Raw genomic sequence first — 22,548 nt, 5'->3', positions numbered from 1 at the left:
TAACTTATAAATTCGGATTTAGCCACTTTTCTGCTGTAGCTTTATCCCAGCCTTTACGCGCTGCATAATCTTCAAGCTGGTCTTGACTGATTTTACCGACATTAAAATAATCACTCTCTGGGTGGCTATAATAAAACCCACTCACGCTAGACGCAGGGTACATGGCATAGCTTTCTGTCAAATACGTCCCAATGGCATTGGTGGTATCAAGCCAGTCAAACAGCTTGCCTTTTTCGGTGTGGTCAGGGCAGGCAGGATAACCCGGCGCAGGGCGAATGCCGACATATTTTTCTTTGATGAGTTCATCATTGGTTAGGCTTTCATTCGCTTGATAGCCCCAATACTGTTTACGAATCAACTCATGCAAATGCTCAGCAAATGCTTCAGCAAAGCGGTCGCAAAGCGCCTGTACCATGATGGCACTATAATCATCACCTTTGGCTTTATAGTCATTGGCAAGTGCTTCTGCGCCAAACAATGACACGGTAAAACCACCGAGATAATCGGTTTTTTCAGGACTGATAAAATCCGCTAGGCTGTAATTAGGTTTACCACTGGCTTTATCAGACTGCTGGCGTAAATGCTCAAAGGTATGCGTGACATTGCCTTGGTCGTCTAGTACCTGCACCGTGTCTGAGCTTGGGCGTTGGGCAGGGCTTAGTCTAAACACCGCTTTAGCTGTGACCAATTTTTCCTTGATTAATTTGTCAATCATGGCTTGGGCATTGGCAAATAAGTCTTTGGCTTCCTCCCCGACGATGCTATCATCAAAGATTTTGGGATATTTACCGACCAATCCCCAAGAGATAAAGAAAGGTGTCCAGTCGATATAAGGCAATAAATTTTGTAACGGATAATCGTCCAAAATAACTTGTCCTAATTGGTTGGGCTTAGGGGGCGTGTAGTTCGCCCAGTCGTATTGGAAACCTTGTTCAATCGATTCCGCATATGATAGCTTCGCCGCTTTGGGTTGGCGATTGGCAAGACGTTCACGGACTTCGCCATACTCTTGACGCAGCTCACTGATAAAATCGACGCGTTTTTCTTTGGATAGTAAAGTCGTCGCTACGCCCACTGCGCGGCTGGCATCGGCAACATAGACAACCGCATCGTTTTGATAGTTGGGCTCGATTTTTACCGCGGTATGGGCTTTTGAAGTCGTTGCACCGCCAATCAGTAAGGGTAGATTAAAGCCTTGCTCCTGCATTTGTTTGGCGACGTACACCATTTCATCAAGGCTTGGGGTAATCAAGCCTGACAAGCCGATGATATCGACGTTTTCATCTTTGGCGACTTGTAGGATTTTTTCACAAGGCACCATCACGCCTAAGTCGATGATGTCATAGCCATTACAGCCAAGCACTACGCCAACGATGTTTTTGCCGATGTCATGCACATCGCCTTTCACCGTTGCCATGAGTACTTTGCCTTTGGTTTCGCCTGCAACTTTTTCTTTTTCGATATACGGATTAAGCCATGCCACCGCTTGCTTCATCACACGGGCGGATTTTACCACTTGCGGTAGGAACATTTTGCCTGCCCCAAACAAGTCACCGACCACGTTCATACCGTCCATCAAAGGTCCTTCGATGACGTCTAAGGGACGCGAGAATTTTAGCCGTGCTTCTTCAGTGTCTTCATTGATATAAGTGGTTACCCCTTTAACTAACGCATGTTCAATGCGTTTTTCGACGGGCAATTCACGCCATGACAAATCGACGGTGCTGTCTTTTTTCTTACCGCTCAAATAGTTTTCTGCCACTTGCATCAAATGGTCGGTGGCGTCTTGACCTGACTCGCCTTGGTTGCGGTTCAAAATCACGTCTTCAATAGCATTTCTAGCGTCTGGCTCGATATCGTCATACAGCTCTAGCATGGCGGGGTTGACAATCCCCATGGTCATGCCGTTTTTGATAGCGTGGTACAAGAACACGGCGTGAATGGCTTCACGAATGGGATTGCCACGAAATGAGAACGACACATTGGACACACCACCTGATACCATGGCGTTGGGCAAATTATCGGTAATCCATCGGGTGGCATTGATAAAGTCTAAGCCGTAATTGTTATGCTCTTCAATCCCCGTGGCGACGGCAAAAATATTGGGGTCAAAGATGATATCTTCACTCGGAAAACCGATTTCATCAACCAAAATATCGTATGAGCGTTTGCAGATTTCGATTTTACGCTCAAAACTGTCCGCCTGTCCGTCTTCATCGAACGCCATGACGATAATCGCCGCCCCATAACGCTGACATAGCTTGGCTTTTTCCACAAACTCTGTCTTGCCTTCTTTTAACGAGATCGAATTGACCACAGATTTGCCTTGCGTGCATTTAAGACCCGCTTCGATGATGTCCCATTTTGACGAATCAATCATCAGCGGTACACGGCTGATATCTGGCTCACTGGCGACCAAATTGACAAAGTGAATCATCGCCGCCTTGCTATCTAGCATGGCTTCATCCATGTTGATATCAACGACTTGGGCGCCGCCTTCGACTTGGTCACGAGCCACGTCCAGCGCTTCGGTGTATTCTTCGTTTTTGATGAGACGCAAAAATTTCTTTGAACCTGTGACATTGGTACGTTCACCGACATTGACAAACAGGCTGTCACGGGTGATGTTGAATGCTTCGAGTCCCGACAACCGGCAAGCTGGCTTGTAGTCTGGCAGCTGGCGTGGGGCAAAGGGTGACGTCATCTCGACAATTTTGGCGATATGTTTGGGGGTGGTACCACAGCAACCGCCCACGATATTGACCAAGCCAGATTTGGCATAGTCGGCAACCATGGTGGCAGTTTGTTCAGGGGTTTCGTCATATTCGCCAAACTCGTTGGGCAAGCCTGCATTGGGGTGAGCGGACACAAAAGTTTCGCACACATCCGACAAGGTTTTGATATGCGGCTTTAGCGCATCTGCGCCCAGCGCACAGTTAAACCCAATCGAAATCGGCTTGGCGTGGCGGATTGAATTATAAAATGCTTCGGCAGTTTGCCCCGACAGCGTACGTCCCGACGCATCGGTAATGGTGCCCGAAATCATAATCGGCAATTCAAACCCAATGGTCTCGAACACGCCCGTCACCGCAAAAATCGCTGCTTTGGCGTTTAGGGTATCGAACACGGTTTCTATCAAGATAATGTCCGCACCGCCTTCAATCAAAGCGTAAGTCGCCTCAGTGTAGTTATCAACCAGTTCATCGAAGGTGACGTTACGAAAGGCGGGGTCATTGACATCGGGTGAAATCGAGCAAGTGCGAGAGGTGGGACCAATCACGCCTGCCACAAACCGAGGTTTTTCTGGGTTTATCGCAGTGACTTCATCACACACTTGACGGGCGAGGGCGGCGGCGGATTTGTTAATCTCATAAACGAGATTTTCCATGCCGTAGTCTGCCATCGAAATTTGCGTGCCATTAAAACTGTTGGTTTCAATGATATCTGCGCCTGCCTCAAGATACGAGCGGTGAATATCACGGATGATATGCGGCTGGGTCAGTACCAATAAGTCATTGTTGCCTTTGACGTCACGTCCAAAATTGGCAAATCGCTCACCACGGTAGTCTGCCTCGATGAGTTTATAGTTTTGGATTTCTGTCCCCATCGCCCCGTCAAGGAACAAAATCCGCTGTTTTAACAGGTCAGCTAAACGCGCTTTATTGGTCGCTTGTATGGCTTTGAACGGAAAGCTGGCAGGGGGTGTAAGTTGAAAATTGGTTGGGTCGTGGGGTTTGTGACTGGTAGGTGCGTTACTGGTGCTGATACTCATCGAAAGGCTTGTCCTGATTCAAATTGTCATAGGTATCTGTTAATAAGTCGATTATAACATTTTGTCGCCGCTCAATCGTTAGATTTGTGGAATAACCTGTTGAATGAAAATTTTAGCTAAAACCTAATTTGTGTATAAAAGCATGAGGCAGAGAGAATGAAAATAGCGTTAATCTTTAATATGTAGATTAACGGCTATTCTCATATACACTTTGCTATAATATATATTTTAAATACATGTTAAAACGATGGTTGCCCTAATAAGTGAGCATAGCCATGCAACAAATCAGATTACCTAACAAACCCCCTTATTCTCCCCATCCTGTACTCAATTTAGGCTTTCGCATTTTCTTTTTAGGTGCAGCAGTGTTTGCGATTTTGACGATGCTGAAATGGGCATACATAACGTTTGCCACACGGTTTGAGTTTGATGGTACGCATCAGATGATGCCGTTTTACTGGCACGGTCATGAGATGTTGTATGGTTACGCACTGGCAGTGATTGCAGGGTTTTTGTTGACCGCCGTGAAAGCTTGGACTCAGCAGTCTATGCCTTACGGTTATAAGTTGTTGGTAATTTTTGTACCTTGGGCGTTGGCTCGAGTGTTATTTTTGGCCAACGGCATCAATATCAACACCGGCACGCTGATAGCGGCTGCGAGTGATATCATATTTTGGTTATTAACCGCCTCTTTTGTTATCTTACCGATTTATCGCGTTCGGCAAAAACGTCAAATCGGTATCGTGGCTAAGTTGCTTTTATTATTCATCGGACAGGTTTGGTTTTATGTTGCGCTATTTACCCAAAACAATAATGGCATGCATATGACCCTGTTATTTGGGTTGTATTTGATTGTTGGCGTGGTGCTTACCATCGGTAGACGCGTGATGCCAATGTTTATTGAGCGTGGGATAGCTACGGGTGGGGAAGTACGACAGAAAGTTAAAAATTCTGATTTGCTGGATCGGCTCAGTCTGTTAGGATTTTTTGCCTTTATGCTGAGTGATGTGTTTCTAACGGGCTATCGTTGGGCAGTGTGTGCCAGCGGTACGGCAGCGCTAGTCATTGCGATCAGCAATTTAATACGACTTAAAAACTGGTATTTGCCAGAAATTTGGTCAAAACCACTACTGTGGTCACTTTGGCTAAGCTTTTTTGGTATGGTGATTGGGTTTTTCCTATTTGTATTAGTCCCTTTTGGTATCATCAATCACAGCTTAGCGCTGCATGCCGTTGTGATATCAGGTATTGGGCTAATGACACTGGCAATGATGTCGCGGGTGTCTTTGGGTCATACCGGACGTAATATCCATCAGCCGCCCAAAACCGTTACTGTCATTTTTATTAGCATGACGATGGCTTGGTTGGCGAGGGCGGTATTGGGTTGGATACTGCCTGATTATTACTTTGCTACGCTGGCAATGGCTCAAGCGTTTTGGATTGTCGCCTTCTTGGTATTTGTAGCGAGTTATGCGCCTATCTTAACTTTGCCAAGAACAGATAAATTATTTGGTTAGTTTATTTAACGGTAAACTGCTCATCAGCTATGGCAACTTTGGGTGGCTCGATATAAGGTAACACAGCGCCACGGCAACTTTCTCTACTATTTTTAGTCGCAGCAAGCAGCTTTAAGCGCGCCAAATACTGGGCTTTTAACGCATTAAAGCTTTGTTTATCCACACCCGATGTATTTAAGGCGGTTAATTCAGCCGTAGCTACCCAGCGGTCAACAGTATTATAGTGCTCGCGAGAATGGCGCCAACCAAACTCACAAAATTCTGCTTCTGCCCAAATAAGTTTGACTTCACTATCGGCTACTGTTTTGACGAGCGGGGTAAACGCAGGCGTTTGTTTAATGGTCAACAGACTTGCCCAAAGATCGGGACGCTGTAAACCTGATGTAGGCGGAATGTCTGCTGTCAAAGGCAGTTTGTCAACTTGGTTGGTTTTTAACGCCTCAACAATACTTAATGCTTCAGCCAGCGCAGATAAGCTGATGTTTTTAACCTTTTGTATCATCATACCTTCATAATTTTGTCATATTATCAGCATTTTTAATGCTCATTAGAGAACGTCAATATGCCAAATAATCAGCCCACTGCACATAGCAACCTCACTATCAGCGATCATATTACCGATATGCTTGATGACTTACCCCAATCACATTTTTTAAATGATGAAACCCTCAAAAACAATGATAGACTGCGTCAACAAATGCATGACGACTTGATTGACAGCTATGATGAAGAGATTGAGTCCGAAATGGACGACTACATCCAAGATTTACGGTATGACGGGCAGCCGTTAACCGACAGCCAAAAAATCGCTCGCCATATTTATTTTAATGAATTGATTCGTCTGCAAAAAGAATTGATCAAATTGCAAGATTGGGTAGTGGCAACGGGTGAGCGCATCGTTGTCATCTTTGAAGGTCGCGACTCAGCGGGTAAAGGCGGTGCTATCAAACGTATCACCCAACGGCTCAATCCGCGTGTCTGCCGTGTGGCCGCCCTGCCTGCACCCAATGACCGAGAAAAAACCCAATGGTATTTTCAGCGCTATGTCGCGCACCTGCCAGCGGCGGGCGAGATTGTGTTATTTGACCGCAGTTGGTACAACCGTGCAGGGGTTGAGCGAGTGATGGGATTTTGTACTGACGCGCAATACGAAGAGTTTTTTGAGTCAGTGCCAGAATTTGAGCGTATGTTGGTGCGCTCGGGGATTCGCTTAATCAAATATTGGTTTTCTATTTCAGATGACGAGCAAGAATCACGCTTTATGAGCCGTATTTATGACCCGCTCAAACAGTGGAAACTCTCGCCGATGGATTTAGAATCGCGTCGCCGCTGGGAGGATTATACCAAAGCCAAGGAAGTGATGTTTGAACGCACCCATATTCCAGAAGCTCGTTGGTGGGTGGTTGAGGGGGATGATAAGAAAAAAGCGCGGCTAAACTGCATCAACCATCTGCTCTCACAAATTCCCTACCAAGAAATACAACGGGATGAAGTGGTATTGCCAGAACGCGAGCATCACGACAATTACCAACGTGAGCCTATCGCTGAAGATATGTATGTGCCCAACGTGTACTAATTTTTTTAGTTTACTCCCACAAAAAGGATACGCTATGTATCCTTTTTTAAATGCCCCCTGTTGTTGGTAAAGTAAGCTTCAGCAGTGGGCAAGTCAGCGCTTAAAGAGACTGACTTGAAAACCGCAAATCTGCCCATCGTGTTCTAGGTTCTGTAGGGTAATTTGCAAACCATGCAGCTCAGCGATACGGCGCACAATCGACAGACCCAAGCCACTACCAATCTCAGCTTGACCTGCGGGACGAAAAAACCGCTCTGATAGCCGAGCAAGGTCGATAGGTGCAACCCCGTTGCCATTGTCGATGACTGAAATCACCTCGCTATCTAACACTAACCGAATCGTGGTATGGTCAGGGCTATAGCGAATGGCATTGTCCAATAGGTTACGCAGCAAAATGCCGATTAACGTGGCGTTACCTGTCAAAGGCAAAATAGCTTTGGCATCCACTAACACATCACGGCGTAATTGGCTGTTTTTTTCGCGGGCACGACGGTTGACTTCTGAGAGGATATCATTGGATAGGGCTATCCAATCAATCGGTGCAAAGGTCTGCGGGTCGAGCCCTTGCTGTGGCGCCAGTTTTGCCAAAATCAGCAATTGTTCGACCAGTCGATTGGCGCGCTCATTACTATGACTGATTTGTCGGCAGTGACTCAGGAGGGCATCGGTTTGACTATCGGTTAAATTGGCTTGCAAAATGGTTTGTTGTAGTACATCGGTCTGTAGTTTGATGGCAGTGAGCGGGCTGCGTAATTCATGAGAGGCATCTGCGGTAAAGCGTTTTTCACGCTCAAGGGTATCCGCGACTTTATCAAATAACTCATTAAGCGCGTTTAGCAAGGGTTGAATTTCTAATGGTGTATCGACCGATAATGGGGTTTTATCTTCAGGGCTGCGAGTGCTCAACAAGTCACTAATCCGTTTAAGTGGAACAAACCCTCGTCGCACTGACAGCCATGTCAGCATAATCAATAGCAGCACCCCAATCAGCGAGGGAACGAGTTGAATGGTTAATGATTTATAGATAATCTCTTGACGCGAATTAAGGTTTTGCCCGATAGCGATGAGATGGTTGGTAGCGTCGTCATGCGCATAAAACAGGCGCCACGAGTGACTAAAGGGATTGAGCTCTTGATAGGCACTGTTGTTTTCCAAAAACCCATGTTGTTTGGGCAAAAATGTAAAATGCTGACCGTCTTTATCAGCCATCAGTAATTTACCGTTTTGATCCCAAATCGCAAAGCCCATATAGTCTTCTTCGGCATCCCCTAAATCGCCTGATAGCAAGCCATTTTCAAGATTTAAAATTTTAGGCTCATTGGCAGGGTTGGTGAGATGAAGCTTAACGTCTTGAGAAATACCAATCAGATAGCGGGCTAATTGGGTGATTTGGGTGTCATTGATTTCGTTGATTTCGTGCGAAAGCCGCCATACCGATATGAGGGTAATCGATAGCCAAATAATCGGTAGTCCGATGAGCAGGGAATTGAGTAGCTGCCTTTGGATACTATAAGCTTTTTGGGTGGTAGGGGTCATAATGGTAACAGCTTAAAGCAGGATATCGGGGGAATCATTCAGGGCGCTGCAAGGCAGGATTGAGATAATAGCCAATACCACGCCGAGTGAGGATAAAATCATTGCCGAGTTTTTTTCGCAGGTTATGAATATGTACCTCAATCGCATTGCTTTCAATATCTTGCTGCCAACCGTATAGCTTATCCTCAAGGCTGGCACGGCTATGTACCAAATTGGGATAGCTGATAAACTGCTCAAGGACAGTGATTTCTTTGGCAGTCAAATCCACCCATTTGCCTTGATAAAAAACTTGCTGCTGCTGTGGCAAATAGCTGACATCCCCATAACGGATTTCGGTTTGACTGCGCCCTTGGCTACGGCGAATCAAAGCCTGCAAACGGGCAACCACTTCATCTAAAGCAAAGGGTTTGACCAAATAATCGTCTGCGCCAGCATTGAGACCTGCCACGCGGTTGGCAATGGCATCACGCGCCGTAATAATCAAGACAGGCGTGTCAATCTTTTGCTGTCGCCAATTGGCTAAAATGGTCATTCCATCACCACGTGGCAAGGTCAAATCCAATAACACGGCATCAAACACCCCTTCATGAATGGCCATTTCACCGAGTTTGGCATCAGCAAACCAATCCACCATCATGTTTTGTTGGCTCAAGCCTTTGACAATGCCATCGGCAATGGTGGCATCATCTTCAATCAGTAAAATTCGGGTCATGAGAGTCTTCCGTAGGTTTTATCTTATTTTTTAGCAAAGGTATTTATTGAACGGTTTTTTCACCCGTTATCATCGATTTTACCAAGTTTTGCTGTTGTAGTCTTCCCATTATAATCGCGGCTGCCACGTGTAAAGGGACTAGTACCCAAAGACTATTGGCTAAAAATTCGTGAATCGCTTGGATGCTATCTTCTCCCCAAAATTGGTCGGTGGTTTGCAGATAGCCTGTGACCCCCAGCGCGATAATAACGGCCCACAGCGCAAACATCATCAGCGCACCCAACGGATTGTGACCCAGATGATCTTGAAATTTATGCTGCTTGATGTCGGTCATATGCTCGCGAATGCGGGTTGGGGTAGGGAAAAAATTACTAAATCTGGCGTATTGGCTACCCACCAATCCCCAAATCAAACGAGACACTACCAGCGCCACGACGACATAACCTATGTACTCATGCACATCACTACCACCTTCAGTGACGATAAGGTTGGCAAAAATACCCGCAGCGACTGCCCAATGAGTGATGCGCACCCAAATATCCCAGACTTTGATGGTTTGTGCAGATTGTGGTTGTGGTAACATTGTTATTTTCCATTGTCTAAAATATCAACACGGCTAAGTTAGCCGTGTGAAGGCATAACATTGGCAAACCTACCTCAAATTGCGTTGGTTGGACGGTTTGCTTATCCTATCATTAGTCGATTTCTGATTTAACGATTTTGCCGTCTTTGGTATCGAAGTACATTTCGACTTTTTTTCCACCTTTGCTTTTGCCATACATCTCAAAGCAGTTGCCATCAGTTTTGAATTTTTTGATAGTAAAGCCATGTTTTTCTAGTGCTTTTTGAAAATCGGCTTGCGGGATTTGTTCGTTTTTTGGGTGTGCTTGGCAGTTGGCTTCGGCAAATGCGCTGCTAGCTGATAACATAGCGAGTGCCAATAAGCCTGAAGTAATTAATGATTTTTTCATAATGCCATCCTAAGTTTTTGATAAAGTTGTCAGGTCACGGGATAAGGTTGATACTGAGGTATATCCGAGTGGCTGAGTGTATTGAAACAACCTAACCTTAACGAAAACTTAGCTGAAGATGGCGCAATAAAAATTGAAGCGAAAAATTAAAACCACTTGCAAAAGCGAAATTTTTTGGTAAAATGGCACTCCTACTTACGCAAGTAGGTTGTTAGACCCTTTTAGGCATATAGCTCAGTTGGTTAGAGCACCACCTTGACATGGTGGGGGTCGTCTGTTCGAGTCAGATTATGCCTACCAAATACGAAACCCCACAGCCATAGCGGTTGTGGGGTTTTTCTTTGTTTTCGCGGTCAAAAATCGTTACGCTTAATTAGTTTTATTTTGTCCATTTTAAGCAAAAAATGCGTAAAATGCGTATTAATTTACGCCACAATTACGCCAAGATTTTGCCAATGAAACTACCAACACCCCGCAAACGCGGCGATGCCTATCGCATCGAGATTATGATAGACGGACAGCGCATGTCTGCCACACGTGACACAGTCAAAGAGTGTCATGCTTGGGCAAGTCGTAAACTGCTTGAGTCAAAAGCTGGTCAACTGTCCGCAGCTGAGACGCGCTCACAGATCAAATTGGATGAGTTGATGACAATACAGTATGAGTCATCAAGACGTCAATCCAAGGGCAAGCGCACGGATTTGGATTATCAACGCATGATTATCCGTGATTATAGCTGGCTCACATCAATGCGCGTCGTTGATATCACTGCCCAAGATTTGACCAGGTACCGTGATATGCGGCTGCAAAAAGTGGCATCCTCGACCGTGCTGCGTGATTTTAGTTATCTGTCATCTGTTTTTAGTTATGCAGTCAAAAATCTATTTATCATTGATAAAAACCCATGCCTTGACGTACATAAGCCAAGCAAAAATAAAGACCGCTATCGCCGCATTACTCAAGATGAGATTGATGCGCTACTTATAGCCTGTGATTATCAAGTTGGGCAAACCCCAACGCTGGGTAAACATTATGTTGGTTGGTGTCTTGTCTGGGCAATTGAGTCAGCGATGCGACGAGGTGAAATTTTTGGTATGACGTGGGGCGATGTGCATAAAAATCATGTGCATTTGCCCGTAACCAAGACAGATGATCCGCGCGATGTACCTTTATCACCTATCATGCGTGAGTTGCTTGCTTGTCTGTCAAGTTTTGACAAGCATGATAAAAAGGATAATTTGTTTATTATCAATGTTGAATCGTTTAAAACTGCATTTGATAGAGCGTGTATCAAAGCGGGTATCAAAGATTTGCAGTTTAGAGATACACGGCATGAGGCAATCAGTCGATTTGTTAAAACGCAAAAATTGCCCGTCGAGCTTGTAGCAAAAATCACAGGTCATAAAAAGATTGAGACATTGCTAAACGTGTATTACAACCCAACGGCGGATGAGTTGTATGATGCGATGTATGGGGACAAATAAAAACCCGCATTAGCGGGTCTTTTTAACTTGCGCGGCGCCTGCCTCGTTTGGGTGCGGATGTAGTGAGCAGGGTAATCGCTTGCTCACGATTATAGAGATGTTTGCCATTTGTGCCGATGTTGATATTGATGCAGCGATTGACAATAGTGGATTTACTCAGTGTCAGCCTATCGGCAAGCCATGCAGCAGATACGACATCAGGCCCATCATTGGCGCAGTTGATGCCGACAATTTGCCCACCCGCTATCACATCGCCAAGGCATAATCTTGGCGGCGCATCGGCGATAATTTCAATTGTGTAGCGATTAGACATTTTGCACCTCGCTCTGTTGCTTCAGAATACCAATAATTTCGCGCTTCAGTGGGACACAATTTTTGCGCGAATAATCAATAAACTCCGCTTCAGTCATTTCTTTTTGATGAAATCCATGTTTAAAACATTCCATCATCAAATCATCTAAAATTGGCTGTATCCTCTCAATCAGCGTTTGCGGACGCTCAATCACTGCGTCAGTCTGACCATCTTGTAGCTGTGTATCGCTTGATAGGTTTTGCCAATCGCTATGCTGCTTAACAATATCAATAGCTGCTTGAAACCCTAAATCCCAATTGTTGAGACGGCAATTTCTAGCCAATTCCTTTTCCAATTCTTTAATCAATGACATTTGGTGCCTCACTTGGATGCCCAAGGCAACCTGTTTTGGGATCAAAGTTATCACATTCGCCAACCGATATATAAAGCTCACCCGCAGCTTTACGCCTTAACAACTCATTGCGGATGTCTTTGTCTGTTTTAAATTCGTCAGACTCACAAACATCCGTTAAATCTTTGTAACGCAACAGACCATCAATACCGTGACTTAAATGTATTGTTGTCCACTTACTTTCTTTATTATCAGTCATTACTATTTTTCCTTCTTACTAGATTGCCAAATTCATGGTCAATCGCTTGACCTTGTTTGTCCCAATTAACGTACTGCGCTACTTGTAGCCAATTGCCTTGCTCATCTTCAATCACTCTGCCTGAGTAACCATCGGTCTTGCGTTTAAAACCGCAAACATAGTGACCGTTATCAGTGATGCGGTGATTTGGATGGCGCAATCGCCGACTCATGCGCGTATCTCGACATACGATTTATCAAAATCAAACAAATAGCCGTCTTGTTCAGCAATGCTACGCACTAAGCTAGCGACTTGCAGCTGCAAATCAGTCATCGACTTGGGGTTATAAATTTTTTGGGTATCGATCTCGTACTCATTACCCGCGATATCCGTCATAAAAAAATCAACGTGATAGCAGCGTTTGACTCCGTCATCGATAAACTCATCTGGGATAATCTCATCAAGCTTTGTGCTTGGGCACCAATCGCCATAAAACTGCATGGCTTTGATACGATTGAGCATGTACTCATTGCCTTTACGTCCACAAGCCGATATTTTTACCCAGCCACGGTATTTGCAGCCAACGCGTTTGTTAAGTACGCCGGGGTGAGCATGATGCGTCTTAACGTACTGACTGACCCTGATTAATTCATCTTCAAACGCGCGCTGTTCTGGCGTCATTACTGCCATTTCGTACACATCCATGATGGCTTGTGCTTTGTGTGTTTTTAACCGTGATTTGCGCTTGGCGGCAGCAGTTGACTTTGATATTTTGCGGTTAGTCATAAAAGTTACTCAAAAAGGCAAATCGTCCCAGCTATCAGATTCAGCAGTATCAGTTTTAATATTGCTTAGATTGACAATAGTACAGTTGGTAGCAACTCCAACGTAATGCCATCTATCAGCATCAAAAAGTTTGTGCAACATATCAGTGATAAGCTTGTCATCATCTGCATCGAATGAGCAAGGCTCATCCTCAATACCAAAATCGAAAATAAGCGATTCTATGATTTGCTCTTTTATAGTTTCTACCAAAGTCGGAATGTGTCTTTTTGCAGCAACGGTTGGATGTACCATTTCACCGATTGTTGATTCAGTCGGTAAATTTTCGATAGATTCACGTTCAGATAAGTTGCTTTTGTGCATATTGAAAAGCACATTTTTTGCCTCATCAAAAGTAGCAAAGCCGCCATGGTGAAAACGCTCTTCATTTTCGTAAGTAAACCAATACTCAATTTTATTTTTATCAGCCATATTAATTATCCATTTAAAAGTTGTTTAATCTGAGCAAGATGCTCATCAATAGATTTGCCGCTAGGGGCCGGCTTACTCTGTTTGCATTGGGCAATCACATCGCCAAGCCATTGATGGATGCGCTTGGCATCTTCAATTGTCACATCGCTTAAAACTGCACAATCTTTTTTGTCAGTAAACTGACTTTGTTTGTACAGCTTAAAAAACAATCTGCCATCTTTGATAAATAGGTGAGTTCGGCGATTGAGTGATAACGTCATTTGCATCGGATTAACTCCTTACGCACTTTTGCTATGATTTTCCCGGCACAAGCAAGCTGACCATCCGCGCCGTCACAAGCAATGCGGTGATGATTGTCTGTGCCAAAGTACTTGGGGGCACTGGTGGCATAGCTATCAAGCAAGTGATAAGAGACTTTTGCTTGTGGTCGACGCTGTTTGTAGGTGTCAAAACGGCAAACCATGACAAAACTGATGTCAGGCTTGACGCTGTCATCATCAAACAACGATGAGCGCAGATTGCGATGCAGGGCAGAGCTGATATACGGGTGCTTGTCGATGATCAGCACGTCAAAGTCTTTGTATTCATCGGTTAGCAGGTCATCTTCAAACGCCATGACATTGTTGCGAGTTTTCATGTCAACAATTTTGACCGTGTGCGTGTGGCGCAGTGCATGATAGAGCCGTTGACAAGCCACGCTCACACCGATTTTTTCAGCACCGCTTATACTGATAATAAAAGGCATTAGGCGGCCTCCTTACCATCGTCATCATCATTGGCTGGTTCAGGCATTGGCATCGGCACTGGTTTTGGCTCAAGGATTTCGCCTGTTGCCATGCTATGGCGTAGCATAGTGACCAAATCTGCCAAATCTTTGCGCGTCTCTGGATTGATGCGACAATCGCCCGCGCATATTTGTTTAACAATGATGCTGAGTTCAGTTAAAACAGTCTGAACGTCAGTCCAATTACGATGGTTATCTGGCGTATCAATATAGTCTGACCAGGTTTGACGGGCATTTAATAAAGCAAGGGCGCTAACTTGGTTACTCAAGTCAGCTTTGGTCATCAATCGACGCAGTAGTTGGGTAGCTGTTTTAGCCATAAACTGCCTCCATTGCTTTGCGAAATTCCACGGCTTCAAGTTCGGTGATGGTGCGTAACCAAGATTCGGATTCGGATGAAAAATCGGTGTCGTCTAAATTAAAGAAACCAAAAGAGTTATCTCTACTACCCAAAACCCAAGTAAATAAACGAGTGCTATATCCAGAAGTTTCTTTGCCTAAGATGATTGCAAAATGCTCACTTTCTCCATCTCGAGAATAAATACATACATCAGGCGCATCTGGCGCTGGAAATTCACCAACGCAATCGTCATCACTATATCTGTCTTCTTTCGCCATCCGCGCCAAAAGCAAATCAACATACGCAATGATAAAGGGCGTTTTGCCAGAGAAATAATCAGATAGATTTTGTGGGATGTCGCGGTCTTGAAATGGGCGCACTGTCAGCGTGTCGCGCCAGTTATCCAGCGCGGCATCATGGTCTAAAACAGGGCAATCGTTGTCGGCAATGGTTAAGCTACAACCTGCCGCCCAAAAATCACGGCTTTGAGCGGGGCGCTTGTTGTACCAAAATCCACAGCCGTCGCTATCGCGCGCGTGCCAATTGGCATCGGTAGGGGCTTTTGACCAGTCGGGCGTATAGGTTTGTTGAGTCATGTCACTATCTCCAAACCATTGCGACAGCAATGACCGCAAATACGAGTAGTGAGGCGATTAGCGCAAGAATAACGCGGTCCGACTGGCTTAATAGGTCTTGTAGGTCGTTGATTTGACTCTTGAGTCCAGCGTTTTGCTGTTCGACATGACGGATATACGCGTCACGGACGTTAAGATGCGGGTTGTAAAGGTCGATATCGTCATCAAGCATTGCTTCATAAAGGGCATCAAGCTGATGAGGTGCGGTATCAGTGGGGATGTTGACGATGGTTTTGGCAAGCCGAGATTTACCATTGCAGCGCGGCACTTCGATAATTCTTTTTAGCTTGGTTGGGGTGTTGCTTGGATCGGCGGTGGTGATAATGAGCATAACGATATATCCATGTTGTTGAGCATAGATATATAATTACATTTGTAATTTATAATGTCAATTACTTTTGTAGTTAATAGGGCAAAATTTAATTACATTTGAATTATTTTTATAAAATCTCTCTCTGTAATTATTTGTATTTCGATGCCCTGACTGATTAATTCTTCTGCTTTTCGGTGCTTGCTACTCTTATCATACCCTGCAAGCAAACTGACGTCATGTGTACCAACTACCAGATAATGTAGTTTTTTAGAGACGCCTGCTTTAACATCAAAGCCATGTTTTGCTGCTAAATTGGCAATTTGCTCACGGCTCATGCTCAGCTCACCAGTAAAGCAAATCGCCATGCCATAAAAACGGCCATCAGTATTGCCTTGTTTTGAGCGGCCAGAATTAGGGTAGGGCTTTATTGATTTGGCGGCTTTGGTCAATGGCTTATCAATCCAATCATGAATAGATGACTGCTTTTCACGCAAAATCGTATTGACGATAAAACCACACGCCTTGGCATCCTCTAGCGCGTTATGGTGCTCAAATTGATAACCCCAAGCTTGGCATACATTTGCAAGGCTATAACCATTATTTGCCCATTTCTCAACTGCTGAGCGCACCATCACGCTACTATCCGCCCATTGCCAGTTGGGTAACGGTAAGTTGGCATTGGACAAACAAGTGATAATTGCTTTTTGGTCAAAATTAGTATGACTTACCACTACATCATCACCTACAAATTGTAGGATTTTGCCATAGATATCAAATATGTTGGGTGCATCCTTGACGGTACTGGCTGTAATACCGTGTATGTCGATGTTTTTTTGACTAAACGAACATCTTGGATTTATCAAACTCTCAAACGTATCAATGAGTTTGCCTTGTCGATACTTCGCAATCCCAATCTGGCAAATTGACCCAATGTCAAAGTTTGCCGTCTCTACATCCAATGCGACAAAATCCATAACTGCCTCACATCTTGTTAAAGGTATACCGTACACGCCCAAAAATATCAAAATGATTAAACTTGTCTTTATCAACAATTTGGTCGGGATAACGGGTTTTATCCGTATTGTCTGATACCAGCGTGATTGAACCGTCCAAATTTTTAAAGGCGCGCTTACAAATCATTTCACCATCTGCATTAAAGGTATAGACTTCTTTGCTAATCATGTTCTCAAAATGACACTCTTTGCGGTTGACCAGCATCATGGTCTCATCTGGGATGGTATAACCCATGCTATCGCCACATGCGTGCATTAGCACTAAGCCATCACCGTCAATTGGTAATTTATTCTCACGCAAAAATTCAACCGTAAAGGCTATTTGTCCTTTTTTCTCTTCATATTCACCATTGACATAACCGCCGCCACAGCTTGCTTTTTTGTCCAGGTAATCAACCAAAACAAGTGGGTAATCCGTGCTACCACCAATGACAACATAGTCAAATGCTGATTCTTCAGATACAACATCTTTTTTTGGCGCATCACGCACTGGCGTCTGGACAGGTTCGCCTTCGCCAGTCGCAAGCCATTCCATGCTCACACCCAATGCCTTTGCAAGCCCTGCTGTATGTTGGCTTTTTTTACTGTCTCTATTTTCGATATTACCAATCACAGACGGATCAATCGGTCGCAGCTCACCGGTGTTTTTATCTTTGGCTAAAACCATATTAGCAAGTTGGGCTTGGCTTAATTTTTTTTGCTCACGAAAATATTTTACCCGTTTCCCTAATGTGTCTAATTCAGCGTACATGCGAACTCCAGTAACTTTGAGTGTCAATTTTCCGCGATAATAATTACAAATGTAATAATTTACCAGTTTCAAAAGTAATTGACATATTCAATTACAAATGTAATTATATGCCTAAGTTTTAAATACAAAGGTAATTACAATGTCAAATACTCATGAGCCATCAATGCTAGATGCTCTAAAAAAAGCCATAACTATTGCAGGCGGTAACGCAGAACTGTCCGAAAAAATCGGTCTTTCACGCACCTCGTCAAATGTCAATGTCATGGTTGCTCGCGATAAAAAAGCCTCAGCAAAGTATGTTGTAAAAATCAGCGAAGTGACTGGGGTGCCATGCTATGAGTTGCGCCCTGACATTTTCCCAGTCCCCGCTAACGAGTGTGATGCTCAATCAACACAATCAGCATAAAAGATTAACGGTTTAATTTGAACGACAAAGTGAGCTATAAAATGTCACAAGCAAAACAAAGAAATATTTCGCCCTGCGTACTACCACTAAAACAAGCCGTATATCAAGCATGCAAAAAAGAGCATGGCACTATTGCTGCAATTGCTGCCACCTTTGGATGCAATCCTCACACGCTATCACTGCAAATTAATCCAAATCGTGATGGACATACTCTATCGCCTGAAACGATAGAGATGGTCATTGATTACACCAAAGACACGGGCATCTTAGACTCAATCTGTGCGGCACATGGCAATGCAGGTTGGTTTTTACTGCCGGATGATGATACCAACGACCAAACCGAATATATGAAAAACCTAGGCGAATTGGGTCAGAAGTTTGGCGAAATGCTAAATACTGCTGTTAATGCCCATGCCGATGCGGTGATTACCCCTGCTGAATATGATGAGATTGCCAAAGTTAGTAATGCACTGATGGCGACAATTAAAGCATTGACTGAATCAGCTCGCAAAAACATGGAGGCAAACAAATCATGATGACATCAGGATATGCAAAAACAAACCTTGACGAGCAAGAGCGCATCATCGCGGATTGGATGGCGCAACATAATTTAACCAGTGCCGATGTAACTGCGCCCAACAGCCAAATCAAACCAAAACCATGGCGCTGTTTTTCTATTAGTGCAAACCCTGTATCAGCACCCAAAGCTGGAGTGACTGTTACAGAATTACCCAAACCAGTGACCGCGGTTAAAAAGCCAACCACTAAGGGCAAAAAAGCACCGACAAACAAGCAGAATATTGATCGTATTGGTAAACACAAACCTTATCGTGGCAAATATGGCGCACTCAAAGGCACCAACATGCGCGAAAAAATTATTGCGCTACTGACGCAGTATGACTATGTAGATATTGATGCAGTGATAAACGAGCATAAATTAAATCGCACCACATTTTTGCAGTCAGCCAAGCAACTTGAAAAGATGGGTATTTTGCGCATCATCAAATCGCCTGAAGCCGGAAATCCAGCCAAGTTTTTGGAGTGTGTTGCATGAGTAGTTACCGAGTGCGTCGCCCAAAACAAAGATACATCAATCTTTTGGAATTTTATCCGCATTATAAATTTATTGCTTTGTTTGCCAAGGCTGCAATCCAAGCCGACAAGTCAGGCGAATTAGAAATGTATAAGGGTTATGTTGATTTAATTTTCAACATGCAGCCTAGTGATGTGACAGCAACGATTATTGATGACATTGAAGAGGCGTTTAGAATTTGCCGCCAAACTATTATTAAGCAACAATTAAACAATCAAGCCAACACAATTTTACTCAGCCTTTTAGATGAATTAGGCATTAAGTATGAGTTATCTGATAAAAAGGCAGTTTGAGAAATGGCTAAAAAATCTATCAATACGCCTGAGCAAAAACAAATGCTACAGCAAATGTGGCAAGACAGTATACCATTGCCAGATGACCACGAATTTTACACTTGGGGCAACTGGCAGCCAGGACGATTACGTCAATGTCATGATAACGCAACCATCAATGATGGTGCTAAAGACATCTCACTCAAAGACCACATTGTCATGCAATTGCATAGCAAAGACGGTGAAGTCACGGATTTAGTGTACTTTACCGAGTCTTACGGGCTTGCACCAACATTTCAGCAGCTACACTATGCCCCGCTTGGTTATCCACGTGGCACAGCCAGCTTTGGTGATGTCACAGGTGACGCACCAATTGTATTGTGTCGCACAGTACCTGAAGCTTATGCAGTACTTGAGCAAGTCTCAACACCCGTGCAAGCGATGGTCTACTTTGAGCGCGCATCACTTAGATATGTTGTTGAGCAATACAAGACACGCATTATGGCGATTTTGGTACATGATGACTTGGTTGAGTGGCTGGGCAAAAGTACTTATGACAAAGGCAAAGTCAAACAGATACCCATGCGTATTGACCCAGCCAATGCACTTGGCTTTGATGATGAGATGTTCAATGAGTGTTTTAACCCGCTTAATGACTGGTTAAATAAAATAAAACCCCTCACCCCGTTAAATGCTAAAGACTCTACCCCGGCTTGTAAGGTCAACCTTACCGACGGTTACGGGCGATGGACACTGGACGGGATGGTTGAGCATCTGTTTTTGATTTATGGCACTGATAATGTCTGGGATAATCTCAATCAGACACGGATGCGACTAAGTGCATTACGCCATGCCGTTGGCAACAATGACGACTTTAAACTATGGCAAACCCATCCAATGCGCAAGACTATCAAAGACTTAGTCTTTGAGCCGTCAGGTGAAATCCCAGAAAACACCATAAATTTGTTTACTGGTTTACCGCCACAAGTCGACGTATCAACAGACAAATGTCAAAAAATACTTGGACATATTGATCGGCTCTGTGGGTTTCGTAAGGATGAGTATGACTGGCTATTGCGCTGGATGGCTTATCCATTGCAAAACCTAGGCGCCAAGATGGACACGGCTGTCATCATGTATGGCAGCGAGGGACCAGGTAAGTCAATTCTCTGGGAAAAAGTCTTAGGTAAAATCTATGGCAGTGAGTACCATCGCACTATTGGTCAACAGCAGCTTGAATCCCAGTTTAACGGGTGGTTGTCAAAAATCTTGTTCGCACAATGTGAAGAGGTTGTCAGTCGAGCAGAGCGTAACCACCATAAGGGTCAACTCAAGCATCTCGTGACGGGCAAAGAATTTATCATCAATGAGAAAATGCTACCCGCGTATAAAGAGACTAATCACGCGAACTTTGTCTTTTTATCCAACTCACCAATACCGCTTGAGTTAGACATGGGTGACCGTCGTTACTTTGTTTTGCGCATCGATGACGTGCCAGATAAGCAGTACTTTGACGACTTGTTTGCCGAAATCAATGGCAATGGTGTGGCCAGTTTTTATCATTACCTAATGGCACTACCTATGGATGGCTTTAACCCACATACCAAGCCACCGCTAAACAATGATAAGCAAAAATTGATTGACGCGAGTAAGCCCAATCCTGTGCTTTTTTATGATGAGTGGTCAGCGGGCGATTTATCAGTACCATATGGCTGCTGTGTAAAGGCGGATTTATTCAAGGCATATCGCAATTGGTGTAATGAGCGCAACGAGTACCCAAAACGCGATAGAGATTTTAATGCAGAGATTGACAGAATTATGATAAACTCACGTAAAAATATGTGTTTCCCCACATTTAAGACTCCAAAGACCACGCACCGCGTCTGGTTGACGCCCATAGCTCAGGCTTTGTTTGATAAGCAAGACCCTTACGCTATAGATCACGTGACGCGCGAAGCTATCGCATTTAACCAAGCTTTGTATCCAACTAGCAAAGCCATGGGTGATGATGCGCCATACTGGGCTACATCATAATGATGACCGCAGTGACCGCAACGATGACCGCAGCGATGACCGCAAAAACCCAGTGTTATCAATGCACTGACCGCAATGACACCAAAACTCAACTACTTCCATGTGCGCGCACGTACAAAACATAAAATATGCTGTCATTGCTGTCATTGCTGTCATAAACAATTATATATCTAAATAAATCAATAATTTAAGTTATGACTGCAACGATGACAGCAAAAAACCATGCTGTCATAAGCAAAATTAAATTTAAAAGGGAAACAATATGACATCACAACGCAAAAAATTCGATATGGCTGGTGCTGAAGCCTTTGCCAAATTATCACCAATCCAATCAGCAAGCTATCACTACATTAACGATGGCTTTACCGACATCCCAAAAGCAGTACTGCGCGAGTACTTTACTAATGAATTAATTAAACAAGGTGCTAAAGCTAAGTACATTGACAAAGTTTTAGCGACTGCATTGGCGGAGTTATCTTATCCAATCCCTACCAATGGTGATAAATATACTTGGTCAGGCTGTCAACGAGCTGCTTATGCTGGTATTTCACAATCTACTTGGAGTGATAACAAGTTATGCAAAAGTGTTAATTTTATCATTGATACAGTGCGTTCAAATGCAGACACAGCAAGCCGTGAGATACAATTACAAATGATGACGCATCAATAGGGTCTATTGTATTTCCGGTTAAAAACTAATATGATTTTTTCATAATCAGAAACTCTATCAAAGCTACCGCATTCTCCTCGGTGGCTTTTTTATGGCTCGTAGTTTAATCGCTATGAGTCTTTTTTATTTGGGGCAACTATGGCACTGCAACAGTTAAAGCCACGATTAAAGCCAAGCCAAAACCATCAACCAAAATCCCGTTGGGGCAGTGGACGTGGTGGCCGACCTTGGCGCCGCTTACGCGACCAAGTCTTATTGCGTGACTTATATACCTGTCAGCATTGCAAGAAAGTCTTTGACTCTAAAGACCTGGTATGTGACCACATTGTCAACACTGCCCAAGGCGGCACTGACGAGCCAACCAATCTACAAACCCTCTGCAATCCATGCCATGACAAAAAAACTCATGCCGAGAGCATGGCGGGGGGTATCAAAAAATTGTAAACCGATGGTCAGCGGACACCTCGCCCCACCTCGTTTATAAAAAAATTTCCTGTTTGGGCGAAAAATTGTAAAAATGTAAGTATAAACAA

At 44.1% G+C, this 22,548-nt stretch carries 30 protein-coding genes and 1 tRNA gene; 12 read left to right on the top strand and 19 right to left on the bottom strand.

Annotated elements, in window-relative coordinates; translation table 11 throughout:
• Positions 1-4: 4 nt before the first annotated feature.
• The gene (gene metH, locus RTP55_RS07470; protein WP_312385318.1) at positions 5-3,772 is read right to left on the bottom strand and encodes a methionine synthase; all 3,768 of its coding nucleotides are present in this window, start codon (positions 3,770-3,772) and stop codon (positions 5-7) included.
• 275 nt (positions 3,773-4,047) lie between these two features.
• On the opposite strand from metH, the gene RTP55_RS07465 reads away from it, so the two are divergent.
• A complete protein-coding gene (locus RTP55_RS07465; RefSeq protein ID WP_312385316.1) occupies positions 4,048-5,289 on the top strand; it encodes an NnrS family protein in 1,242 nt (413 codons plus the stop codon).
• A gap of 1 nt (position 5,290) precedes the next feature.
• Here RTP55_RS07465 and RTP55_RS07460 read toward each other — a convergent pair whose 3' ends face one another.
• Positions 5,291-5,794: a hypothetical protein gene (locus tag RTP55_RS07460; RefSeq protein WP_312385313.1), complete on the bottom strand. Its 504-nt coding sequence runs from the start codon at positions 5,792-5,794 to the stop codon at positions 5,291-5,293.
• Positions 5,795-5,851: 57 nt separating this feature from the next.
• Here RTP55_RS07460 and ppk2 point away from each other — a divergent pair, with 57 nt between their 5' ends.
• On the top strand, positions 5,852-6,865 hold the full coding sequence (ppk2, locus tag RTP55_RS07455; protein WP_312385312.1) for a polyphosphate kinase 2: 1,014 nt from the start codon (positions 5,852-5,854) through the stop codon (positions 6,863-6,865).
• 93 nt (positions 6,866-6,958) lie between these two features.
• On the opposite strand, the gene RTP55_RS07450 is transcribed toward ppk2, so the two are convergent.
• From RTP55_RS07450 to RTP55_RS07435, 4 genes are all read right to left on the bottom strand, one after another.
• Complete coding sequence (locus tag RTP55_RS07450) at positions 6,959-8,401, bottom strand: ATP-binding protein (protein WP_312385310.1); 1,443 nt, start codon at positions 8,399-8,401, stop codon at positions 6,959-6,961.
• Between the two features lie 34 nt (positions 8,402-8,435).
• Positions 8,436-9,113: a response regulator gene (locus tag RTP55_RS07445; protein WP_007117116.1), complete on the bottom strand. Its 678-nt coding sequence runs from the start codon at positions 9,111-9,113 to the stop codon at positions 8,436-8,438.
• A gap of 43 nt (positions 9,114-9,156) precedes the next feature.
• Positions 9,157-9,696 (bottom strand): cytochrome b/b6 domain-containing protein, encoded by a 540-nt coding sequence (locus tag RTP55_RS07440; protein WP_312385309.1) that lies wholly within the window; start codon positions 9,694-9,696, stop codon positions 9,157-9,159.
• A gap of 112 nt (positions 9,697-9,808) precedes the next feature.
• On the bottom strand, positions 9,809-10,084 hold the full coding sequence (locus RTP55_RS07435; protein WP_007117114.1) for a PepSY domain-containing protein: 276 nt from the start codon (positions 10,082-10,084) through the stop codon (positions 9,809-9,811).
• A 223-nt stretch (positions 10,085-10,307) separates the two neighbouring features.
• Between RTP55_RS07435 and RTP55_RS07430 the strand changes: the two genes are divergently transcribed.
• Positions 10,308-10,384 (top strand) — tRNA-Val (locus tag RTP55_RS07430).
• 113 nt (positions 10,385-10,497) lie between these two features.
• A complete protein-coding gene (locus tag RTP55_RS07425; protein WP_312385307.1) occupies positions 10,498-11,568 on the top strand; it encodes a tyrosine-type recombinase/integrase in 1,071 nt (356 codons plus the stop codon).
• A 22-nt stretch (positions 11,569-11,590) separates the two neighbouring features.
• Here the strand turns inward: RTP55_RS07425 and RTP55_RS07420 are convergent, their stop codons facing one another.
• The 13 genes from RTP55_RS07420 to RTP55_RS07360 form a co-directional block, all read right to left on the bottom strand.
• Positions 11,591-11,881 (bottom strand): hypothetical protein, encoded by a 291-nt coding sequence (locus tag RTP55_RS07420; protein WP_312385306.1) that lies wholly within the window; start codon positions 11,879-11,881, stop codon positions 11,591-11,593.
• The gene (locus RTP55_RS07415) at positions 11,874-12,233 is read right to left on the bottom strand and encodes a hypothetical protein (protein WP_312385304.1); all 360 of its coding nucleotides are present in this window, start codon (positions 12,231-12,233) and stop codon (positions 11,874-11,876) included. The genes RTP55_RS07420 and RTP55_RS07415 overlap by 8 nt, the downstream gene beginning before the upstream one ends.
• Positions 12,220-12,471 carry a hypothetical protein gene (locus RTP55_RS07410; RefSeq protein ID WP_312385303.1) on the bottom strand — a complete coding sequence of 84 codons (252 nt, stop codon included), beginning with the start codon at positions 12,469-12,471 and terminating at the stop codon, positions 12,220-12,222. Before RTP55_RS07410 ends, RTP55_RS07415 begins: the two co-directional genes overlap by 14 nt.
• The gene (locus RTP55_RS07405) at positions 12,464-12,682 is read right to left on the bottom strand and encodes a hypothetical protein (protein ID WP_312385301.1); all 219 of its coding nucleotides are present in this window, start codon (positions 12,680-12,682) and stop codon (positions 12,464-12,466) included. Before RTP55_RS07405 ends, RTP55_RS07410 begins: the two co-directional genes overlap by 8 nt.
• Positions 12,679-13,236, bottom strand: a complete 558-nt coding sequence (locus RTP55_RS07400) for a hypothetical protein (protein ID WP_312385300.1) — start codon at positions 13,234-13,236, stop codon at positions 12,679-12,681. Before RTP55_RS07400 ends, RTP55_RS07405 begins: the two co-directional genes overlap by 4 nt.
• A gap of 9 nt (positions 13,237-13,245) precedes the next feature.
• On the bottom strand, positions 13,246-13,704 hold the full coding sequence (locus RTP55_RS07395; RefSeq protein WP_312385299.1) for a hypothetical protein: 459 nt from the start codon (positions 13,702-13,704) through the stop codon (positions 13,246-13,248).
• A gap of 5 nt (positions 13,705-13,709) precedes the next feature.
• A complete protein-coding gene (locus tag RTP55_RS07390) occupies positions 13,710-13,970 on the bottom strand; it encodes a hypothetical protein (protein ID WP_312385297.1) in 261 nt (86 codons plus the stop codon).
• Positions 13,961-14,449 carry a hypothetical protein gene (locus tag RTP55_RS07385; protein ID WP_312385296.1) on the bottom strand — a complete coding sequence of 163 codons (489 nt, stop codon included), beginning with the start codon at positions 14,447-14,449 and terminating at the stop codon, positions 13,961-13,963. Before RTP55_RS07385 ends, RTP55_RS07390 begins: the two co-directional genes overlap by 10 nt.
• Positions 14,449-14,808 (bottom strand): hypothetical protein, encoded by a 360-nt coding sequence (locus RTP55_RS07380; RefSeq protein WP_312385295.1) that lies wholly within the window; start codon positions 14,806-14,808, stop codon positions 14,449-14,451. Before RTP55_RS07380 ends, RTP55_RS07385 begins: the two co-directional genes overlap by 1 nt.
• A complete protein-coding gene (locus RTP55_RS07375) occupies positions 14,801-15,424 on the bottom strand; it encodes a hypothetical protein (RefSeq protein ID WP_312385291.1) in 624 nt (207 codons plus the stop codon). Before RTP55_RS07375 ends, RTP55_RS07380 begins: the two co-directional genes overlap by 8 nt.
• A 4-nt stretch (positions 15,425-15,428) precedes the next feature.
• Complete coding sequence (locus tag RTP55_RS07370) at positions 15,429-15,794, bottom strand: hypothetical protein (protein ID WP_312385289.1); 366 nt, start codon at positions 15,792-15,794, stop codon at positions 15,429-15,431.
• 92 nt (positions 15,795-15,886) lie between these two features.
• The gene (locus RTP55_RS07365) at positions 15,887-16,750 is read right to left on the bottom strand and encodes an exonuclease domain-containing protein (protein ID WP_312385286.1); all 864 of its coding nucleotides are present in this window, start codon (positions 16,748-16,750) and stop codon (positions 15,887-15,889) included.
• Positions 16,751-16,757: 7 nt separating this feature from the next.
• Complete coding sequence (locus RTP55_RS07360) at positions 16,758-17,540, bottom strand: XRE family transcriptional regulator (RefSeq protein WP_312385284.1); 783 nt, start codon at positions 17,538-17,540, stop codon at positions 16,758-16,760.
• A gap of 139 nt (positions 17,541-17,679) precedes the next feature.
• Here RTP55_RS07360 and RTP55_RS07355 point away from each other — a divergent pair, with 139 nt between their 5' ends.
• The 8 genes from RTP55_RS07355 (at position 17,680) to RTP55_RS07320 (ending at position 22,459) form a co-directional block, all read left to right on the top strand.
• The gene (locus RTP55_RS07355; RefSeq protein WP_312385283.1) at positions 17,680-17,946 is read left to right on the top strand and encodes a transcriptional regulator; all 267 of its coding nucleotides are present in this window, start codon (positions 17,680-17,682) and stop codon (positions 17,944-17,946) included.
• A 41-nt stretch (positions 17,947-17,987) separates the two neighbouring features.
• Complete coding sequence (locus tag RTP55_RS07350) at positions 17,988-18,482, top strand: phage regulatory CII family protein (protein WP_312385281.1); 495 nt, start codon at positions 17,988-17,990, stop codon at positions 18,480-18,482.
• The gene (locus tag RTP55_RS07345; protein ID WP_312385279.1) at positions 18,479-19,000 is read left to right on the top strand and encodes a hypothetical protein; all 522 of its coding nucleotides are present in this window, start codon (positions 18,479-18,481) and stop codon (positions 18,998-19,000) included. Before RTP55_RS07350 ends, RTP55_RS07345 begins: the two co-directional genes overlap by 4 nt.
• Entirely contained in the window at positions 18,997-19,332 is a 336-nt protein-coding gene (locus RTP55_RS07340) for a hypothetical protein (RefSeq protein WP_312385277.1), read from the top strand. The genes RTP55_RS07345 and RTP55_RS07340 overlap by 4 nt, the downstream gene beginning before the upstream one ends.
• Positions 19,333-19,335: 3 nt before the next feature.
• The gene (locus RTP55_RS07335; RefSeq protein WP_312385276.1) at positions 19,336-21,345 is read left to right on the top strand and encodes a DUF5906 domain-containing protein; all 2,010 of its coding nucleotides are present in this window, start codon (positions 19,336-19,338) and stop codon (positions 21,343-21,345) included.
• Entirely contained in the window at positions 21,345-21,470 is a 126-nt protein-coding gene (locus RTP55_RS07330; protein ID WP_312385274.1) for a hypothetical protein, read from the top strand. The genes RTP55_RS07335 and RTP55_RS07330 overlap by 1 nt, the downstream gene beginning before the upstream one ends.
• Positions 21,471-21,607: 137 nt before the next feature.
• Positions 21,608-22,015, top strand: coding sequence for a hypothetical protein (locus RTP55_RS07325; protein ID WP_312385272.1), 408 nt, complete (start codon positions 21,608-21,610; stop codon positions 22,013-22,015).
• A 138-nt stretch (positions 22,016-22,153) separates the two neighbouring features.
• Positions 22,154-22,459: an HNH endonuclease gene (locus RTP55_RS07320; RefSeq protein WP_312385270.1), complete on the top strand. Its 306-nt coding sequence runs from the start codon at positions 22,154-22,156 to the stop codon at positions 22,457-22,459.
• Positions 22,460-22,548: the final 89 nt, after the last annotated feature.

Origin of the sequence: Moraxella sp. CTOTU47579 (assembly GCF_032004885.1) — a bacterium.
In the GTDB taxonomy this organism is placed as follows: Bacteria; Pseudomonadota; Gammaproteobacteria; order Pseudomonadales; family Moraxellaceae; genus Faucicola; species Faucicola tetraodonis.
This window is presented reverse-complemented; position numbering and strand designations above follow the sequence as displayed.

Bases quoted from the DNA above. Each gene is read 5' to 3' on its own strand.
- RTP55_RS07465 (WP_312385316.1), top strand. From the start codon at position 4,048: ATGCAACAAATCAGATTACCTAACAAACCCCCTTATTCTCCCCATCCT.
- RTP55_RS07370 (WP_312385289.1), bottom strand. From the start codon at position 15,794: ATGCTCATTATCACCACCGCCGATCCAAGCAACACCCCAACCAAGCTA.
- RTP55_RS07450 (WP_312385310.1), bottom strand. From the start codon at position 8,401: ATGACCCCTACCACCCAAAAAGCTTATAGTATCCAAAGGCAGCTACTC.
- RTP55_RS07355 (WP_312385283.1), top strand. From the start codon at position 17,680: ATGTCAAATACTCATGAGCCATCAATGCTAGATGCTCTAAAAAAAGCC.
- RTP55_RS07415 (WP_312385304.1), bottom strand. From the start codon at position 12,233: ATGTCATTGATTAAAGAATTGGAAAAGGAATTGGCTAGAAATTGCCGT.
- RTP55_RS07395 (WP_312385299.1), bottom strand. From the start codon at position 13,704: ATGGCTGATAAAAATAAAATTGAGTATTGGTTTACTTACGAAAATGAA.
- RTP55_RS07325 (WP_312385272.1), top strand. From the start codon at position 21,608: ATGACATCACAACGCAAAAAATTCGATATGGCTGGTGCTGAAGCCTTT.
- RTP55_RS07435 (WP_007117114.1), bottom strand. From the start codon at position 10,084: ATGAAAAAATCATTAATTACTTCAGGCTTATTGGCACTCGCTATGTTA.
- metH (WP_312385318.1), bottom strand. From the start codon at position 3,772: ATGAGTATCAGCACCAGTAACGCACCTACCAGTCACAAACCCCACGAC.
- RTP55_RS07445 (WP_007117116.1), bottom strand. From the start codon at position 9,113: ATGACCCGAATTTTACTGATTGAAGATGATGCCACCATTGCCGATGGC.
- RTP55_RS07440 (WP_312385309.1), bottom strand. From the start codon at position 9,696: ATGTTACCACAACCACAATCTGCACAAACCATCAAAGTCTGGGATATT.
- RTP55_RS07375 (WP_312385291.1), bottom strand. From the start codon at position 15,424: ATGACTCAACAAACCTATACGCCCGACTGGTCAAAAGCCCCTACCGAT.
- RTP55_RS07330 (WP_312385274.1), top strand. From the start codon at position 21,345: ATGATGACCGCAGTGACCGCAACGATGACCGCAGCGATGACCGCAAAA.
- RTP55_RS07335 (WP_312385276.1), top strand. From the start codon at position 19,336: ATGGCTAAAAAATCTATCAATACGCCTGAGCAAAAACAAATGCTACAG.
- RTP55_RS07420 (WP_312385306.1), bottom strand. From the start codon at position 11,881: ATGTCTAATCGCTACACAATTGAAATTATCGCCGATGCGCCGCCAAGA.
- RTP55_RS07425 (WP_312385307.1), top strand. From the start codon at position 10,498: ATGCGTATTAATTTACGCCACAATTACGCCAAGATTTTGCCAATGAAA.
- RTP55_RS07345 (WP_312385279.1), top strand. From the start codon at position 18,479: ATGATGACATCAGGATATGCAAAAACAAACCTTGACGAGCAAGAGCGC.
- RTP55_RS07460 (WP_312385313.1), bottom strand. From the start codon at position 5,794: ATGATGATACAAAAGGTTAAAAACATCAGCTTATCTGCGCTGGCTGAA.
- RTP55_RS07405 (WP_312385301.1), bottom strand. From the start codon at position 12,682: ATGAGTCGGCGATTGCGCCATCCAAATCACCGCATCACTGATAACGGT.
- RTP55_RS07340 (WP_312385277.1), top strand. From the start codon at position 18,997: ATGAGTAGTTACCGAGTGCGTCGCCCAAAACAAAGATACATCAATCTT.
- RTP55_RS07385 (WP_312385296.1), bottom strand. From the start codon at position 14,449: ATGCCTTTTATTATCAGTATAAGCGGTGCTGAAAAAATCGGTGTGAGC.
- RTP55_RS07365 (WP_312385286.1), bottom strand. From the start codon at position 16,750: ATGGATTTTGTCGCATTGGATGTAGAGACGGCAAACTTTGACATTGGG.
- RTP55_RS07360 (WP_312385284.1), bottom strand. From the start codon at position 17,540: ATGTACGCTGAATTAGACACATTAGGGAAACGGGTAAAATATTTTCGT.
- RTP55_RS07410 (WP_312385303.1), bottom strand. From the start codon at position 12,471: ATGACTGATAATAAAGAAAGTAAGTGGACAACAATACATTTAAGTCAC.
- RTP55_RS07320 (WP_312385270.1), top strand. From the start codon at position 22,154: ATGGCACTGCAACAGTTAAAGCCACGATTAAAGCCAAGCCAAAACCAT.
- RTP55_RS07390 (WP_312385297.1), bottom strand. From the start codon at position 13,970: ATGCAAATGACGTTATCACTCAATCGCCGAACTCACCTATTTATCAAA.
- RTP55_RS07400 (WP_312385300.1), bottom strand. From the start codon at position 13,236: ATGACTAACCGCAAAATATCAAAGTCAACTGCTGCCGCCAAGCGCAAA.
- RTP55_RS07350 (WP_312385281.1), top strand. From the start codon at position 17,988: ATGTCACAAGCAAAACAAAGAAATATTTCGCCCTGCGTACTACCACTA.
- ppk2 (WP_312385312.1), top strand. From the start codon at position 5,852: ATGCCAAATAATCAGCCCACTGCACATAGCAACCTCACTATCAGCGAT.
- RTP55_RS07380 (WP_312385295.1), bottom strand. From the start codon at position 14,808: ATGGCTAAAACAGCTACCCAACTACTGCGTCGATTGATGACCAAAGCT.